Raw genomic sequence first — 16,728 nt, forward strand, 5'->3', positions numbered from 1 at the left:
CGTACCGCAATCATCCTGGTCGATGCTATGCGCGCTTGAGCGAAGACCGGCTCGGTTTGTTGCCAGTGGGTAGGGTCATCGTCTAGCATCACTTCTCGTAATGACAAGGATGTCGTATGCGCAACGTGCGTGCACCCGTTCGCTGTACTGCGTCGCTTAGGGATGACGCGACCGCCCGCTCTTTGGCATCCCCACCCGTTTGTTTCTCCGATAACACTGCCGAGCCCTTGGTGGCGCGCTGTTGCGCGTCCATTGGCCTCTTGCTGGACAGGCAACTGGTAGCCGCTGACTCGATTGGCTTGATCGACTTCTTGCAAGGACGCGCGATGAACATGATGCACCACGAACGTACCTCCAGCGGCGCCACCCGCCTCGCGCTGGTAATGGCGCTGTTCTTTCTGTTCATGGGTTCGGCGTTCGCCGGGACAGAAGGGAAGAAGCAGCAGTTCCTGGTCCGCGATGAGGAAGGGAATTCCCATGGTGTCTACTACACCCAAGCAGCTGCGGAGGCAGCGATCAAGGCAATTCCTGGGCCTCAGGACATGGAGGATGTGTACCAGTACGTCGATACGATCAAGGACACGGTAGTCCAGGAAAATGGGACATCCGTGATCACCTATTGGATGGGTCGTACCGAAGCCAAGGACGAAACCTGGACATATGACACTTGGCACGCGTCCAAGATCCCGACCGAAGAGCAGGCTGCGGCCGTACTTGCACAGGAAATCAGTGCTACCAGACCCAGTTGCCCTTCGGCCTCGGTTGCGCCGGAAGGGCCATGGGAAATGTCGTTCGGTCCATATCCCGAGTATGACGCCGGCATTGAAGCCCAAAGCAGGCGGTATAGCGTTCGGACGTACTATGACGATTGCAGCGGCCCTAACGAATACACCACATTCATGGGGCGTACGCGTCGCTCCGAGTGTCCGAAACCCTACGCCACCTGGCACATCAGCGACCAAGGCTGCACGAATAAGGACTTCTTCGCCACCATCGAAGTCTCGACGTTGCAATGCGAGACGCAAAATGGTGGCAACTCCGGAATGCGGGGCAATCCCTGCGACGTCAAAACCGGCGAAAAATTCCAGACCGAGCGCGACCTGGATCTAGGCTGGATCAGCCTGACGCGCTACTACCACTCCGGCATCGCACTGAACACGGGTGGATTCGGCCCTGGCTGGACCTTCTCGCACAGTCTGCACCTCACCATCCAGGGCGATACGCTGGGCCTGATCGAGGGTAGTGGCTATGCCGTGCCGTTCCGCAAGAGCGGTTCGGAGTATCGCGCAGCCAATGCCTCGGGCGAACGCATCGTCGCCAATGGCGACCAGTGGGTCCTGTATCGCGAGGATGCGATCTACACCTTCGATGCCAAGGGCAAGCTGGTCTCGCGCATGGCCGAGGATGGCAGTGGGTTGGTGTATGGTTACAACACGCGTGGGCGCTTGCAGAGCATCGTCTCGCTGCAGGGGCGCTCCATCGAACTGGTGTATGCCGACGACAACGACGACGCGCTGATCACCGGCATCGTCTCCGGTGGGGTGCAGCTGGCCAGCTACGGCTACGACCAGCGGCGCCTGATGAGCGTCACTTATGCCGACGGCAAGAGCCGGATCTATCACTACGAGGACACGCGCTTCCCGCGCCACCTGACCGGCGTGACCACGGAAGATGGCCAGCGCTTCAGTACCTTTGCCTACGACGAGGTCGGCCGGGCGATCTCCAGCCAGCACGCCGGTGGCATCGACGGCATCACGTTGTCTTACTCGGCTTCCGGCACTCGTGTCACCGATGCGCTGGGTGATGTCAACGATTACACGATGACCGAGGCGGGTGGTGCCTCGCCGAAGGTCGCCACTGTCGCCAGGGCCGACGGGACGCTCCAGTACAGCTACAACGATCAGTCCAGCGACTTCCGCCGCCGGCTCAGCAGCGTCACCGATCGCCGTGGCATCCAGACCCAGCACAGCTATGCCGAAGCGACCGAGAACGGTGTCGCGGTGAACATCCACACCGTACGCGAGGCGGTCGGGCAACCCCAGGAGCGCACGACGACGACACGTACGGCGGCTGGCAGCAATCGCCTGCTGTCGGTGCAGACCGGCGGGCGCACCGTGTCCTACAGCTATAACGATCGCCTGCAGCCGGTGCAGATGACGAGCAGCGACACGGCTTCAGGCAAGCAGCGCACTATCACCTACAGCTACTGCGAAGCGTCTGACGTAGCCGCGACCGACAGCACCTGCCCGATCCTGGGCCTGCCCAAGTCGGTCGACGGCGCGCGCACGGATGTCAACGACATCACCCGTTTCACTTACTACCCCACCGACGACAGCACCTGCGCCACATTCCCGACCAGCTGCCCGCACCGCAAGGGCGACCTCTGGAAGGTGACCAATGCGCTCGGCCAGGTCACCGAGTACTTGGCCTATGACGGCGCCGGCCGCGTGCTGTCGGCGAAGGATGCCAACGGCGTGGTCACCGACTACACGTACCACCCTCGCGGCTGGCTGACCGCCAGCAAGGTACGCGGAGCCGACGACAGCAGCGAGAGCGATGACCGCATCACCGCGATCGACTACTGGCCGACCGGCCTGGTCAAGCAGGTGACCCAGCCCGATGGCGCGTTCACCCGCTTCACCTACGACGCCGCGCACCGGCTGACCGATATCGCCGACAACGCCGGCAACACTATCCACTACACCCTGGACAATGCCGGCAATCGATCCAAGGAAGACACCAAGGACGCCTCGGGCACGCTCAAGCGCACGCTTTCTCGGATCTACAACCAGCTTGGCCAACTGGCGACGCAGGCCACCGCGCAGGGCGATCCGACCGACTTCGGCTACGACGGCAACGGCAACACCAAGACCGTCACCGACGCGCTCGGTCATGCCACCCAGAACGACTACGACCCGCTCAATCGCCTGGCGCGCACGCTGCAGGACGTGGGCGGCATCGCCGCCGAGACCAAGTTCGGTTACGACGCCCTGGACAACCTGATCAAGGTCACCGACCCCAAGGGCCTGGACACCACCTACGCCTACAACGGCCTGGGCGACCTGACCAAGCTCACCAGCCCGGACACCGGCAGCACGACCTACACCTACGACAGTGCCGGCAACCGCGCCACCCAGACCGATGCGCGCAACATCAAGACTAGCTACGGCTACGACGCGCTGAACCGGCTGACCCAGGTCACCTATCCGACCACCAGCCTCAACGTCAGCTACACCTACGATGTCAGTCAGAGCACCTGCGCCAGCGGCGAGACCTATGGCGTCGGCCGGCTGACCCGGATGCAGGACGGCAGCGGCAGCACGGACTACTGCTATGACCGCTTCGGCGATCTGGTGCGCAAGGTGCAGACCACCAACGGCAAGGTGTTCGTGGTCCGCTATGCCTACACCAAGGCCGGGCAGCTGAGCCGCCTGACCTACCCGGATGGGGCGGTGGTGGACTACGTGCGTAACGCCCAGGGCCAGACGACCGAGGTCGGCGTGACCCCGCCTGGCGGCACCCGTCAGGTGTTGCTGAATCAAGCCACCTACTATCCGTTCGGCCCGGTGGCCGGGTGGACCTACGGCAACGGCCGTCCGATGCAGCGCGTGCTGGACCAGGACTACCGCCCGCTGGCGGTCAACGACACCCGCAGCGATGGCCTGGCGGTGGGCTTTGCCTTCGACCCGGTCGGCAACCTCAGCGCGCTGACCGCACCGGGCAACACCGCACCGGTCATCAAACTGGACTACGACCCGCTGGGCCGGTTGACTGCGTTCAAGGATGGTCCGACCGATACGGTGATCGACGGCTATACCTACGACGCCACCGGCAACCGCCTCAGTGCCAAGGTCAATACCACTACGCAGACCTACAGCTATCCGACCACCAGCCACCGTTTGAGCAGTGTGGCCGGTACCGCGCGCAGCTATGACGCGGTCGGCAACACCACCGCGATCGGCGGCACGGCCGTGCAGTACGTATACGGCGCCAATGGCCGGCTGACACAGGTCAAGCGCAGTGGCACCACCGTGGCGAACTACGCCTACAACGGCCGCGGCGAGCAGGTGCGGCGAGTGGGCAAGACCAACGTCTACACGCTGTACGACGAGAGCGGCCACTGGCTGGGCGACTACGACAACAATGGCGCGGTCGTGCAGCAGGCAATCTGGCTGGATGACCTGCCGGTGGGCGTGCTGGCCAAGACCACGCCGCGCTACGTGCAACCGGACCATCTGGGCACCCCCCGCGCGGTGATCGACCCGGGCCGCGACGTGGCGATCTGGCGTTGGGACCTGAAGGGCGAGGCCTTCGGCACCACCGCCCCGGACCAGGACCCGGACAAGGACGGCACTGCCTTCGTGTTCGATATGCGTTACCCGGGGCAGCGCTACGACGCGCTGAGTGGGCTCAATCAGAACTACTTCCGCGATTACGAGCCGGGCACTGGGCGGTATGTGCAGAGTGATCCGATTGGGCTACAAGGCGGCATCAATACATATAGCTATGTTTTTGCCAGTCCATTTATTCACAGAGACACTTATGGATTGGATGGCGGCTTGGTATGTGGCCCAGCTGATGAATCTGACGCGGATTGCAGTCGGACTGCGCCAGGTGCCTGGGTAAAGGCAAAGCCTCCTGCTGAATTTAGGGTTAGGTATCATGAGAAAAAGACGCTGACTAGAGACGAGGCTGATGCCATTAATCAGCTTAATGGGCGTGTTGGCTCACTGATCTGTGGCGCTGTTGGTGTCATGACTACGCGAGCAGGCCCCTGGGCTGGCTTAGGCATTGGACTTGCCTGCGGTGAAGCTATGTCTCAAGCTAAGGATCCAGTTCATGAGGGCGATATTTTGCATACTGATGTGGATATTTGCCCTGATGCTAGCGGGAACAATGATAAAACAAGAGTTTGGGTCGAATACAAGTAAAGGAGCGGCGAATGTCAAGAAAAATTCTAATAGATTCGTTGTTCGTTGCTTTTTGTGTTGCGCTTGCTCACTACCTTGAAATTTTTGGAAATTACAAAAAATTAATAATTTTCTTCCTATCATGTATGGCAGTTTATTTTATTTCAAAGTTTTTGATTGGGCGTCTTTACGGAAAGCCTAATGGTATTGGGTAGATGAATAAAATTTTGACTTGAAAATTCATGCGTGAGCAGGTAGGCGGCATCTATTCTTTAGGGGGTACTTTTCCGACAGGATTTCGACATGCTTCGATGCAATCCTGGCGGAGCAAGCTGCCAAGCCATCTCCGTAATACCGAGCAGGCCATTCAATCCCATCCCACTCTGCCGCAAGATGTAAGGCTAAGCGCGTACCAGCCCGCGCGCGCGCCCAACGCCGGAGCCTTCCATGCCGCAACGCCGTCACTTCCTGAAAACCGCCGCCTTCGGCGCCCTGGCGGCCGGGTTGGGCGGTGTGCTGCCGGGCGCACACGCCGCCGTGGCCAAGGCGCAAGCCAAGGCCGGCGTCGGCCCCTTGCCACACGGCGCAGCACGGGTGATCTCCACCTGGGACTTCGACGTCGCCGCGAACCAGGCGGCATGGTAGGTGCTTTCGCGCGGTGGCGCGGCGCTGGATGCGGTGGAGGCTGGGGTGCGGGTGCCGGAGGCGGATCCGGACAATCACACGGTGGGGCTGGGTGGGTATCCCGACCGCGATGGGCGGGTCACGCTGGATGCCTGCATCATGGATCACACCGGTGGCTGCGGGTCGGTCGCGGCGCTGGAGGACAGCGTGCATGCCATCACGGTGGCGCAGCGGGTGATGGAGAAGACGCCGTATGTGATGCTAGTCGGCGAGCGCAGCGGCACCACTGTGGCTAACTACGCCTGCAACGGCCGTGGCGAGCAGGTGCGGCGGGTGGGCAAGGCAAGACCAACACCTATGCGCTGTACGACGAGAGCGGCCATTGGATGGGGGACTACGACACCAACGGTGCGGTCGTACAGCAGGCGATCTGGCTGGATGACCTGCCGGTGGGCGTGCTGGCCAAGACCACGCTGCGCTACGTGCAGCCGGACCACCTGGGCACCCCACGCGCGGTGATCGACCCGGTTCGCGACGTGGCGATCTGGCGCTGGGATCTGAAGGGCGAGGCCTTCGGCGCCACCGCGCCGGACCAAGACCCGGACAAGGACGGCACCACCTTCGTGTTCGATATGCGTTTCCCGGGCCAGCGCTACGACGCGTTGAGTGGACTCAACCAGAATTACTTCCGTGACTACGAGCCCGGTACGGGGCGGTATGTGCAGAGTGATCCGATTGGGTTGGAGGCCGCAGTCAGTACGTACGCCTATGTCGGAGGGAATCCGATCAGCTTCATTGATCCGTTCGGATTGCGCGCACTTACGGATTGCGAGAAAGGCATCATCGGCCCCCAACTTCCAAACGTGAAGCTCGACAAGATTGATGTCCAGGAAGGGATACCGAGAATTGCACAAGCGCTCGGTGCCGGTCGTGCAGACGCATGGACATTCAAGAACACGGTCTATCTCGGCGTTCCGGATGCTCCTGACACGAAAGAAGGCATCACCCTTTTGGCGCATGAGATAACGCATTCTGATCAATATCGATCCATGAGTCTTCTCGGTATGGGCTTGTCCTACGGCGCCATGCACCTGATTTTCGGTTATACGAACAATCCATTTGAAATTGATGCGCGTGCGAAAGCTAGCGAGGTTCGCGCGCAATTGGATAAGGCAGGAGGCAGCCCATGTGGATGCGGGAAATAGCCTTGGCCGCGCTGCTCTGCGCGCCATCAGCTTGCACCTCCGCAGATCGAGGAAGTGATGGCTTTGTGGAACTTAGAGCGCTAGATGACGCGAGCCGAAATTCGGCGTGTTTGGCCTTATCGGATGAGAAGAAAATCGAATTGTTCTTTGAAGCGCAGCAAAGGCATCACGAGTATTTTGGGTTTGATCAATGCTTCGCTTCATCATCGACTGCATTTATGGCCGCTCTTAAGAGCGAAATCGTAAAGCGGGGAACTGTTGAAAGCGCGAGGCACTACATCATGGTACTCGGAATTTCGCGGCAGCAAGGCAAGACTTCTAGCGAGGAAATTAAAGCTATGGAGTTGGCGCAGTTGTGCAAGAGCCTTGCCAATGCGAGTCCATCAGGAAATCCATCGCAGTGCGTCAAGATGGCCGAAGATTTATTGCACTGAAATTTATCAAGGCGAAATAACCCCACCAGAAGCCCCGCTCATCGCGGGGCTTCTTCTTAGAGTCGCTAAAAAACTCAGGAAGAATCCGCAGGCAGATGATCGAGCAGGCAATCGAGAGCCACGCCAGATGGATATCGATTCGACGTTCGAATCGGATGCGCAGTTTGCCCATGCCTGCGAACCAAGCATGAGTGCGCTCCACGACCCAGCGACGGCGCCTCAGCCGGTCGTTGCGCTCGATCCCCTTGCGAGCGATACGTGGCGTGATGCCCCGCTCCTTGAGGTGATGGCGGCAACGGTCGATGTCGTAGGCCTTATCAGCGTGCAGCTTGCCTGGCCAACGTCGTGGACGCCCTGGCTTGCCGGCGATCGGCGGCAAGGCATCGACCAGTTCCTCGAAGACCACCGAGCTTTAGTTGTATATTTTTGTGACAATCGGGATGGCCGTAGTCTCAATAACTGCTCTAATGGTGATCAGCAGTCGGCACTAGGTTATGGGCGAGGTGCTACCTTGTCTGAAGCAAAGAGAATGGCTGAAAAAAATGCCAAGGATAATCTTGGTGCAAAATCAACGCGCCATGTTCAATGTCGTTGTACAGGGCCTAAAGGAGATAGGATGATTTCGCATGGATAAGGATTATGAACAATTACTGCTGGCGGAGCCAAGTGCCTTATTGAGCGTGGTGAGTATGCTGGCGCTTATGAAAAGCTCGCTGAGCTCGTGGTCAAGGAGAATCCAGAGGCTCTTGGTTGGTCAGTCCGATAGCCAGGCTGCATATTGGTATAAGGCGGCTGCCGAGAGCGGTAGTGACTCTGCGAAGCTTCATTATGCAATCGCCCTCTTGGATGGTGTCGGTGTGGCTAAGGATACTGATGCCGGATTGAGGTTAATGCAGGAGCTTCTAAATTCTGGAAATGGAGAGGTAGAAGGAATTTTTCCTGAAATTTGGCGATCGTTTTCCTGGGTTGCTAATAAGAGGGGCTTAAGTGGCGCGGCATCTCGGAAAATTCATTGATTTTGGTGGGGTATGGCGCCGGAGTGTGTTTTATAGTTTTATGCTGAATATTTTGATGCGAATGGCTCGCGGGAATCCTTGTGCTACGTATTGAATTTCGTGACGATTTTAGGGGCGAAGATGTGCTGATTATCATGGGGGAATCCGGTGATATGCATGCGATGAGTGAAGCCCTGTACGCATGGAGCGCATGTCCAGACGATACGCTTGTGTCCTCAATGGTGCCCGCATGTGAGGGGGTGAAAATCACGTTGCAGGCACACGGCTCATCGTGCGCGTCAACAGCGAGCGATTCCTCTGCTGGGGTCATCTGGCGCATCGGCGAGGATGCTGCCCGTCATCTTGCCGACCTCATCGACCAACTCTCCCGGCATCCACGGCCAGCGCATCTCTATCTTGATTTTGAGGGCTATGCGCGGACCGTCATCATTTCGATGGATGAGTATTGATCATCGGGCTTTACATTGAGCAGTGGAAACTTTGTGGTTATGAGTGTGGGTGTGGTAAATGAATGGCTCAGATAATTTGGAGGCTACGCTTTCCGCTTTCAGGCAGCTGGCAATGTTCGAGGATTGCGAGGTAGGCGGGCCTGAGAGCCCTGTGATGGATGGCGATACGCCATTGCACGTTGCGGCAATGGAGGGTGATCTTAAGGTGGTCGAGCTTTTTATCCCGTTCGTAAAAAACATCGACCTCAGGGGTGGCATTGGTTCTTCTACTCTCCACTATGCTGTCAGATGGGGCCATCCTGAGGTTGCGAAGCTTCTTTTGAGGCATGGCGCAGAGATCAACTTGCGGGACGACTATGGGGACACGCCCTTGAGTTTGATGAAAGGCCAGGCCTGCTTCCACGCAATTCTGCAGGAGCAAGCGGGCCAAGCTGCTTCGTAACACCAAGCAGGCCATTCAATCCCTTCCCACTCTGCCGCATGATGTAAAGCTACGCGCGCCCCTCCCGCGCGCCCTCCCAACGCCGGAGCCTCCCATGCCACAACGCCGCCACTTCCTGAAAACCGCCGCCTTCGGCGCCCTGGCCGCTGGGTTGGGCGGCGTGCTTCCTGGCGCACGTGCCGCAGCCAAGGCATCTGCCAAGACCAACGTCGGCCCCTTGCCACACGGCGCAGCACGGGTGATCTCCACCTGGGACTTCGGCGTCGCCGCCAACCAGGCGGCATGGCAGGTGCTGTCGCGCGGTGGCGCGGCGCTGGATGCGGTGGAGGCCGGGGTGCGGGTGCCGGAGGCGGATCCGGACAATCACACGGTGGGGCTGGGCGGGTATCCCGACCGGGATGGGCGGGTCACGCTGGATGCCTGCATCATGGATCACACCGGTGGCTGCGGGTCGGTCGCGGCGCTGGAGGACATCGTGCATGCGATCTCGGTGGCGCGGAGGGTGATGGAGAAGACGCCACATGTGATGCTGGTCGGCGATGGCGCGCTGCAGTTCGCGCTGGCGCAGGGGTTCGAGCGCACCAAGCTGCTCACGCCCGAATCGGAACAGGCGTGGAAGGAGTGGCTGAAGACGTCGCACTACGCGCCCGAGGCCAATATCGAGAACCGTGCCTATCGCCGCGGCACGCTGCCCGGTGGCAAAGACAACCACGACACCATCGGCATGCTGGCGCTGGATGCGCACGGCAATCTGTCCGGTGCCTGCACCACCAGCGGCATGGCCTGGAAGATGCACGGGCGGATCGGCGACAGCCCGATCATCGGGGCGGGGCTGTACGTGGACAACGAGGTGGGCGGGGCGACCTCCACCGGCGTCGGCGAGGAGGTGATCCGCAACGTCGGCAGTTTCGCGGTGGTGGAGATGATGCGGCAGGGCAAGAGCCCGGCCGAGGCCTGCCGCGAGGTGGTGATGCGCATCGTGCGGCGCAAGCCGGAACTCACCCGCGATCTGCAAGTCGGGTTCCTGGCGATGAACAAGCGCGGGGAGGTCGGTGCGTTCGCGATCCAGCCCGGTTTCAGTTATGCGGTCTGCGATGCGCAGCGGCAGGATCTGCTGCTGCCTGGGCAGAGCCATTTCGCGGCGCCGGCGGCATGAGCGGGAGCGTGCCGATGGGCTTGGAAGTGGCCGCCGATGCGATCGGCTCTGCGCTGGCCGCGCAGGATGGCGGGGCGATGCGGGTGGAATTGTGCGGCGGCCTGGATGGTGGTGGGCTGACGCCGTCGTTCGGCACGCTGGGGGCGGTGCGCGATCGGTTGCGCATTCCGCTGTACGTGTTGATCCGTCCGCGGGTCGGCGATTTCGTGTTCGACGTGGCGGAGGTGGAGGCGATGCGTCGCGACGTGGAGCAATGCGTGCGCCTGGGCTGCGACGGCGTGGTGCTCGGCGCGCTGACCGCGGACGGCGAGGTGGACACGGCGACGATGCGCGAGCTGATCGCCGCGGCCGGGCCGCTCGGGGTCACCTTCCATCGCGCCTTCGATGTCAGTGCCGATCCGCGGCGTGCGCTGGAGGATGTGATCGCGCTGGGCTGCGAGCGGGTGCTGACCTCCGGTGCGCGCGAGACCGCGGAAGAGGGTGCCGACCTGATCGCCGAGCTGGTGCAGCAGGCCGGCGCGCGCCTGAGCGTGATGCCGGGGTCCGGCGTCACCGAAGCCAACCTGGCGCAGTTGCGTGCGCGCACCGGCGCGCGCGAGTTCCATGGCTCGGCGCGTGGGCCGCTGGCGTCGCGGGCGACGTCGCCGCATCCGCATGTGCGCAGCCTGGGCGGCGACCGCATGCAGACCGATGTGGCGCGGGTGCGGCGGATGGTGGCCTTGCTGGCGGAGTAGGGCGCCGCCGATGCGTGGCGAGCATCGGATCGCAGCGGTGCGGCGGATGGTGACGAGATTCGCGCGTCGCGGCTGAAGCCGCTCCTACGCGGGGCGGCGGTTTGGGGGAGGCTCCACCGCGCAGACCACCGCTGATGGGTGGTGCGGGGCGCGCTAGCGTAGCGCGGTCAGCGTGACGCGCCCGCTGCGGGCGTGCCGCTCAACCGCTTCGGATCCAGCACCACGTGCTTGATGCGCGCGCGCTTCCAGGTGTAGCTAATGTGCACCTGGCCGTCGCGGGTCTGGATCACCGCGGGATAGGAGAACTCGTCCTTGGGGCTGTCTTCCAGGGTCAGCACGCGGGTCCAGTGCTGGCCGTCATCGGACAGTGCCACGGCGAGCACGCCGCGGCCGTCCCACCAGTCCTTGCCGGCCTCGGTCGGGTTGTAGACCAGCAGCGAGCGGCCGTCGGCCAGCACCACGGCGTCGGTGCCGGAATTGGGATTGGCCAGGTCGAGCAGGGTCATCGGTTCCCAGGTGCGGCCGTTGTCGCGCGACCAGGTGCTGAACACGTGGTTCTGCTGGCTGCGGCCCACCGCCTGCAGGCGGCCGTCCTTGTGCAGCAGCACGCTGGGCTGGATCGCGCCGATCCTGGTCGGGTCGTTCATCGCTGGGCCGCGCGTCCAGTGCGCGCCGTTGTCGTCGGACCATTCCATGTGCGCCACCCAGCCGGCGTCTTCGCTGCTGCTGGGGCTGAGGATGCGGCCGCTCGGCAACTGCACCGGCTTGTTCTTGATCGGGCCGAGGATGCCGTCGGGCAGACGCTCGGGCGTGGACCAGTGATGGCCACCATCACTGGACGTGGTCTGCATGCCCCACCAGCGCTTCGGGTCCGGACCCACCTTGTAGAACAGCCGCAGCGGCCCTTGCGCAGGCTGGAACAGCACCGGATTCCAGGTCGGCAACGGCTTGCCCTGCGGCTGCGCGCCGTCGGCCACCCGCTGCGCCGGTTGCCAGCCGTGCGCGTCGCGACGCGCCACCCAGATGGCGACGTCGTCGGCGCCCTCGTGGCGGCCGCCGAACCAGGCCGCGAGCAGGCCGTCGCGGGTTTCCACCAGGGTGGAGGCGTGGCACTGCGCGGTCGGCGCCTGCGCGTTGACGAATTCGCTGTAGACGATGGGCGAGGGCGGCACGTGCGGCGGGGCGACGGCGGCCGGACCGGCGATGGCGCGCACCGCGAACAGCGACAGCAGGGGGAACAGCGAAGGCGACATCATGTGGTACGGTCCTGGCCCGCAAATGGGGATACCTATTTATCATCAATTAAATACCATATGCTGACACCATCGTTAGCGCCGCCTGCTAGCCCACCGACGATTGCGCGGATCCGCCCGGACCGTCCGCTCTCTCCGCTCCGCTGGCTGGCCGCATTCGTCCTGACTGTGTGGCGGCGCCGCCGCTGCTCGCCGAGTCTTCGCCGGCACCGCGCTGTTCGAGTACGGCGACGTGCGTTGGGTCGGCAGCGAGGCCGGGTGATAGAGGGCGAGAACTGGAACACCATCGATCGCCAGGGCGAGCTGCGCTGGCGCCCGGTCGAGTGGACACGCCGCTGCGCAGGCTGCAGTGGTTCTGGCATCCGAACAGCGATCAGACGCTCAAGAGCGTCGACGAGCCTGGTGCAGATCTGGGAAGACAGCGTCGGCCGCAGCGGCCAACTGGTGCTGGGCATCGCCCCGGACAAGCGCGGCCTGCTGCCCGAGGCCGACAGCGGCCGGAGGAAATGGGCCAGGCGCTGCAGGCGCTACGGCGCCGACCGCAACCTGGTGCGCGGCCGGCTCAAGAACGACGACGGCATCGCCGCGGCGGTGGACGGCGACCGCGACATCTTCTGCAGCGCGCCGGACGACGCGCACCACGCCGCGCTGGAGCTGCAGTTCAAGCAGCCGGTGACCTTCGATACGGCACTGTCGATGGAATGGCGCAACGATGGCCAACGGGTGCAGAAGTACGCCGTGGAAGTGTTCCGCGACGGCGCCTGGGTCAAGGTGGCGCAGGCGATCGGCCACATGAAGATCGATCGCTTCCCCACGGTCACCGCTCGCGCGTGCGCCTGAACATCCTGTCCAGCGTCGATGCCGCGCACATCCGCGCGTTCCAGCTGTTCAACGTGGGTGCTGCCGTGACGCCTTGATCCGCACGCCGCTGCCCACGGCGGCGTCCATCGCAGTTCACACGCCATCGGCTGCACCGTTCTTGACGGGAGCGGCCGATGGCGTTTCTGGCGTACGCAACATCGCCATCGGCAACCGGCAGCGGCGACGTAGCGGATGCCGCTGTCCAGGCGCGAAGGCTGCCGGCGCATTGACGGCGCAGCAGCGGTGCCCGTGCAGTGCGGGCACCGCCATCTAACAGGAGCGTAAGCAAATGAACGGCGATGGGATGTTTTCGGCAGGCACCGCCTGCCAGGAGGGCGGCCGTTTCGGGACGGGCGAAGGCGATCCGCTTTGGGACGATGGCAATGGCTGGAGCGATGAACCCGTGGCCGACGGCAGCGGCCCATGCGTCATCACGCTGTTTCGGACGCAGACGACGCCGAGTGGCAACGGGGGTCTGCGGAATGAAGAAGGACTCACGATGGAAATGCTGTCGCCACGCCGGGGCGATAGCGATGCTGCGCTGCGCGGCGTACTGAACGACCCACGCCTGCTGGCGTTGATCTGGCTATCGCGGCTGCCCCGCGGCAGATGAGGTCGGCGGGTTGTATCCACTCCGTTCCATTCACGGGAGCATGACCATGGCTTACGAAGACGATTTCTACATCCGCGGCAACATCATCGGCTACACCGGCGCGCTGAACAATGCGCCGACTGTGTATTTCGCCAAGGTATTTTCCGACGTTCTGTTGGGGAAGAAGATGTTCGAGTTCGGGCGGATCACGCAGGATCATCCGCACCGCGACAATATCGGACGCAACAAGGTTCGCTATGCGCGCGATTACGCCATCTACAATCTCCAGTCGGATAACGAGGAATATGCGGCCGAGTTCTATCAGGGCGATATTCGCCACAGAAGCCGGAATCCTTTCATCCAGGTGCACGAAGGCGATCCGGCGATGGACGCATTGGCCGCCGCGATCGCCAAATTCCCGGATCGGAAGCCGAAATAGCGCCTCGGCGCGTTGAGCGGATGCGTCGGTGCCTGCTGGGATGTCACGTTTGTCGCATTCGCCAGGTCCGCGCTAGGCCGCGTATCGGCGGAGAGCTGGTCTTCGCCGCGCCCAACTCGGTTTCCCTTGTGCTGTTCATTGCACGCCGTGTCGGCGCTCGCGAAGACCGCCAGGCATCGCGATCTGCCCGCTGCGCCACTGTGGCGGTGCGGAACCAGGGCTTCATCCATCGTGGAGTAACGCCATGCCTAACGGTGAGGTTGGATCGAGATTGCGTTCTGCATCGATCGGGCTGCGCAGGCGACTGCGGTGGCGGGCGCGCCTGCGCCAGGGTGTGTGCGTGACCCTGGCCTGCGTCGCGGTGGCCTTGGCGCCGTCGTGGGACGCACGCGCCGCGCCGCCGCAGTCGCAGGCGCGCCTGCACGCTCGGCTGGGCTGAGCGACCAGAAGGTGCTGGAGGCGCTGATCAAGCTGTTGCGCTGAGCCGCTCGCAAGACACGATTCGGGCCCGCTGTCCGTGAAGCGGGCCCATTTTTTTGCGCGACTGGCCCACATAACCGCAGCGCCGCCGCTTTAGCCGTATGCAGGCGTAGACAAAGCGCGCGCGCACGCCACATGCCGTGCGGCTGCGCGTGCATTGCGCCCGCGGTTGTCACCCAGGGAACAGCTATTGCCGCCGACCGCCACAGAGACTCGTCGCACAACCGGATTTCGGAGCATGCGATGGAGATGGCAAAGGAAAAGGCAGGCGTGACCGCCAAGCGATTCGTGGAGGCCGACGAGATGTTCACCCGCGCCTGGCGCGCGACGCTGCCGGACCTGCGGCGGCGCGCGCTGCGGCTGGCCAACGGGCGTGCGGACGCGGCCGAGGATCTGCTGTCGGATACCGCGGTGAAGGCGCTGCTGTTCATGCGCCGCTCGCCGGAGGCGATGACCGACCCGCAGGGATTCCTGTTCGTGGTGCTGCGCCACGTGTTCCTGGACCTGGTGCGGCGGCGCCGCGGCGGCGGCGAACCGCTGGACCGCCCATCCGAGGCTAAGGAAGTGGACTCCGTGGCCGATCAAGCAATGACCGCCCTGCAACGCGCCGAGCTGGAGGAGCAGATGGAGCGCGTGGTGGCGGCGGTGGCGGCGCTGAGTCGGGAGCAGCGCCGCCTGTTCGCCTATCGCTTCGTCGAGGAATTGCCGTATCCGGCCATCGCCAACCTGCTGCGCATCAACCAGCCGCTGGCGCGCAAGCGCGTGGAACTGCTGCGCAAGCGGCTGCGGCTGGCGATGGTGGCCGAATGAGCGCGTCGGCTGCTGTTTCACAAGCCGCCCACGGCGGCGTTTTCCCTCCACGCCGGGCCGTCCAGGGCCGCGGCATCGCGGGCGCCGCGGCGGGGCGTGGCACCGGCCATCCCCGTCGCGGCGCCTCCCCGGCAGGCGACTCACCAAGGAACCAGGCTCATGGCAGACAACACGCTCGTCAATTCGCAGATCACCGACGCGGTCACCCAGACCAACGTCAAGGTGGTGGCCGAGGCGCCCGCCCAGGCGATCGCCTCGCTGTACCAGGTCTCCAGCCACTCCACCGGGCTGGCGTTGCAGAACGCGGTGCACAGCCAGCAGGCGCTGAACCAGGTCTCCAACGCCGTGGTGTCCAAGGCGGTGGCGCTGATCATGGCGATCGGCGAGAAGTGATGCAGCGCCGTGGCCCGCGCCGCGGCGGCTGAGGCGGGCACCGATCCATCCATCAGGAGAGTGGCATGTGGCCTTTCGCAAGCAAGAAACCCCCGGGATCCACGACGGCCGCGGCGCCGGCCAGCGCGGCAACGGCGCCGGCATCCGCCGCGGCTGCGGCGCAGCCGCCGGACGCGCCTGCGGCGGCAGCGGTGACGACCGACGCAGCGCCAGCGCCCTCGGCTGCGGTGCGTGACACAGCAGCACTCACTACGGCTGCGGCGAGCGACCCGTCCGCCGCAGCGCTGGCGAGCGACAGCGCGCCGGCCGCTGCTGCCGCAGGCGCTGCCGCGCCCAACACAGCCGAGTCCAGCGCCGACGCCGCAGCAGCGGCAGGTGGCGATGGCGCCGCGCCGCCCACGGCATCGCCTGCGGCCGCGGTCTCTCCGCCGCCACCGCCACCGCCACCGACGTCCATGTTGAGGGCGCTCAACACGCACATGCTCGCGCAGGCCTCGGCGGCCAGCCCGGCCAGCGATGCGCTCAACAGCAAGATCGTGCAGGCCGTGCAGCTCAGCAATGCCGAGACCATGGCCTACGCGCCGTCGCAGATCGTGGTCGGCTCGAACATGCTGATCAGCCAGGCCTCGGGCCTGATTGCGCAATCGGCGGCGGTGTACTTCGACGGCGTCAGCAAGATGGCCTTGGCCAGCCAGGGCGTGCTGCTCAAGCAGATGACCGAGAACCTAGCCGAGAACAAGATGGAGCAGGCCGCCGAGGATGCGCTGGGCGTGCTGGCCACCGACGTGCTGGTCGGGGCCGCCGCAGCGGTGGCGGCTGCTGCCGGCGCGCTGGAGGCCGAGTCCGCCGGCTTCGCCATCGACAAGATCGACCAGAGCATCGCCAAGTACGCGGACCTGATGCGCGGCCGCAAGTCCGCGTCCACGTAGG

At 63.5% G+C, this 16,728-nt stretch carries 16 protein-coding genes and 2 pseudogenes; 15 read left to right on the forward strand and 3 right to left on the reverse strand.

The window, feature by feature from the left end:
• Positions 1 to 326 precede the first annotated feature (326 nt).
• From AC1PK7_RS06385 to AC1PK7_RS06400, 4 genes and pseudogenes are all read left to right on the forward strand, one after another.
• On the forward strand, positions 327 to 4,931 hold the full coding sequence (locus AC1PK7_RS06385) for an RHS repeat-associated core domain-containing protein (RefSeq protein WP_481100224.1): 4,605 nt from the start codon (positions 327 to 329) through the stop codon (positions 4,929 to 4,931).
• A gap of 426 nt (positions 4,932 to 5,357) precedes the next feature.
• Positions 5,358 to 5,807 (forward strand): annotated as a pseudogene (locus AC1PK7_RS06390) (isoaspartyl peptidase/L-asparaginase); the annotation flags it as partial.
• A 113-nt stretch (positions 5,808 to 5,920) separates the two neighbouring features.
• The gene (locus AC1PK7_RS06395) at positions 5,921 to 6,739 is read left to right on the forward strand and encodes an RHS repeat-associated core domain-containing protein (protein ID WP_481100225.1); all 819 of its coding nucleotides are present in this window, start codon (positions 5,921 to 5,923) and stop codon (positions 6,737 to 6,739) included.
• A 2-nt stretch (positions 6,740 to 6,741) separates the two neighbouring features.
• The gene (locus AC1PK7_RS06400) at positions 6,742 to 7,173 is read left to right on the forward strand and encodes a hypothetical protein (protein ID WP_481100226.1); all 432 of its coding nucleotides are present in this window, start codon (positions 6,742 to 6,744) and stop codon (positions 7,171 to 7,173) included.
• Positions 7,174 to 7,243: 70 nt separating this feature from the next.
• Here the strand turns inward: AC1PK7_RS06400 and AC1PK7_RS06405 are convergent.
• Positions 7,244 to 7,582 (reverse strand): annotated as a pseudogene (locus AC1PK7_RS06405) (transposase); the annotation flags it as partial.
• Between the two features lie 217 nt (positions 7,583 to 7,799).
• Between AC1PK7_RS06405 and AC1PK7_RS06410 the strand changes: the two are divergent.
• The 5 genes from AC1PK7_RS06410 to AC1PK7_RS06430 all read left to right on the forward strand — a co-directional run bounded on the left by AC1PK7_RS06410 (position 7,800) and on the right by AC1PK7_RS06430 (position 10,970).
• The gene (locus AC1PK7_RS06410; RefSeq protein WP_481100227.1) at positions 7,800 to 8,189 is read left to right on the forward strand and encodes a hypothetical protein; all 390 of its coding nucleotides are present in this window, start codon (positions 7,800 to 7,802) and stop codon (positions 8,187 to 8,189) included.
• Between the two features lie 80 nt (positions 8,190 to 8,269).
• Positions 8,270 to 8,638 (forward strand): hypothetical protein, encoded by a 369-nt coding sequence (locus tag AC1PK7_RS06415; protein ID WP_481100228.1) that lies wholly within the window; start codon positions 8,270 to 8,272, stop codon positions 8,636 to 8,638.
• 58 nt (positions 8,639 to 8,696) lie between these two features.
• The gene (locus tag AC1PK7_RS06420; protein WP_481100229.1) at positions 8,697 to 9,080 is read left to right on the forward strand and encodes an ankyrin repeat domain-containing protein; all 384 of its coding nucleotides are present in this window, start codon (positions 8,697 to 8,699) and stop codon (positions 9,078 to 9,080) included.
• 94 nt (positions 9,081 to 9,174) lie between these two features.
• The gene (locus tag AC1PK7_RS06425) at positions 9,175 to 10,236 is read left to right on the forward strand and encodes a glycosylasparaginase (protein ID WP_481100230.1); all 1,062 of its coding nucleotides are present in this window, start codon (positions 9,175 to 9,177) and stop codon (positions 10,234 to 10,236) included.
• Positions 10,237 to 10,250: 14 nt separating this feature from the next.
• The gene (locus AC1PK7_RS06430; RefSeq protein ID WP_481100850.1) at positions 10,251 to 10,970 is read left to right on the forward strand and encodes a copper homeostasis protein CutC; all 720 of its coding nucleotides are present in this window, start codon (positions 10,251 to 10,253) and stop codon (positions 10,968 to 10,970) included.
• 167 nt (positions 10,971 to 11,137) lie between these two features.
• Here the strand turns inward: AC1PK7_RS06430 and AC1PK7_RS06435 are convergent, their stop codons facing one another.
• The gene (locus AC1PK7_RS06435) at positions 11,138 to 12,226 is read right to left on the reverse strand and encodes a sialidase family protein (protein WP_481100231.1); all 1,089 of its coding nucleotides are present in this window, start codon (positions 12,224 to 12,226) and stop codon (positions 11,138 to 11,140) included.
• A gap of 399 nt (positions 12,227 to 12,625) precedes the next feature.
• Here AC1PK7_RS06435 and AC1PK7_RS06440 point away from each other — a divergent pair, with 399 nt between their 5' ends.
• The 5 genes from AC1PK7_RS06440 (at position 12,626) to AC1PK7_RS06460 (ending at position 15,798) form a co-directional block, all read left to right on the forward strand.
• Positions 12,626 to 13,063 carry a discoidin domain-containing protein gene (locus tag AC1PK7_RS06440; protein WP_481100232.1) on the forward strand — a complete coding sequence of 146 codons (438 nt, stop codon included), beginning with the start codon at positions 12,626 to 12,628 and terminating at the stop codon, positions 13,061 to 13,063.
• 310 nt (positions 13,064 to 13,373) lie between these two features.
• The gene (locus tag AC1PK7_RS06445) at positions 13,374 to 13,697 is read left to right on the forward strand and encodes a hypothetical protein (RefSeq protein WP_420009291.1); all 324 of its coding nucleotides are present in this window, start codon (positions 13,374 to 13,376) and stop codon (positions 13,695 to 13,697) included.
• 46 nt (positions 13,698 to 13,743) lie between these two features.
• On the forward strand, positions 13,744 to 14,115 hold the full coding sequence (locus AC1PK7_RS06450) for a hypothetical protein (RefSeq protein ID WP_481100233.1): 372 nt from the start codon (positions 13,744 to 13,746) through the stop codon (positions 14,113 to 14,115).
• A 750-nt stretch (positions 14,116 to 14,865) separates the two neighbouring features.
• Positions 14,866 to 15,405 carry a sigma-70 family RNA polymerase sigma factor gene (locus AC1PK7_RS06455; protein ID WP_481100234.1) on the forward strand — a complete coding sequence of 180 codons (540 nt, stop codon included), beginning with the start codon at positions 14,866 to 14,868 and terminating at the stop codon, positions 15,403 to 15,405.
• Between the two features lie 159 nt (positions 15,406 to 15,564).
• Complete coding sequence (locus AC1PK7_RS06460) at positions 15,565 to 15,798, forward strand: RebB family R body protein (RefSeq protein ID WP_010343225.1); 234 nt, start codon at positions 15,565 to 15,567, stop codon at positions 15,796 to 15,798.
• 52 nt (positions 15,799 to 15,850) lie between these two features.
• Here AC1PK7_RS06460 and AC1PK7_RS06465 read toward each other — a convergent pair whose 3' ends face one another.
• Positions 15,851 to 16,270, reverse strand: coding sequence for a hypothetical protein (locus AC1PK7_RS06465; protein WP_481100235.1), 420 nt, complete (start codon positions 16,268 to 16,270; stop codon positions 15,851 to 15,853).
• Between the two features lie 7 nt (positions 16,271 to 16,277).
• On the opposite strand from AC1PK7_RS06465, the gene AC1PK7_RS06470 reads away from it, so the two are divergent.
• On the forward strand, positions 16,278 to 16,727 hold the full coding sequence (locus AC1PK7_RS06470; protein WP_244663461.1) for a hypothetical protein: 450 nt from the start codon (positions 16,278 to 16,280) through the stop codon (positions 16,725 to 16,727).
• Position 16,728: the final 1 nt, after the last annotated feature.

The organism is Xanthomonas sp. NCPPB 3174, assembly GCF_056725205.1.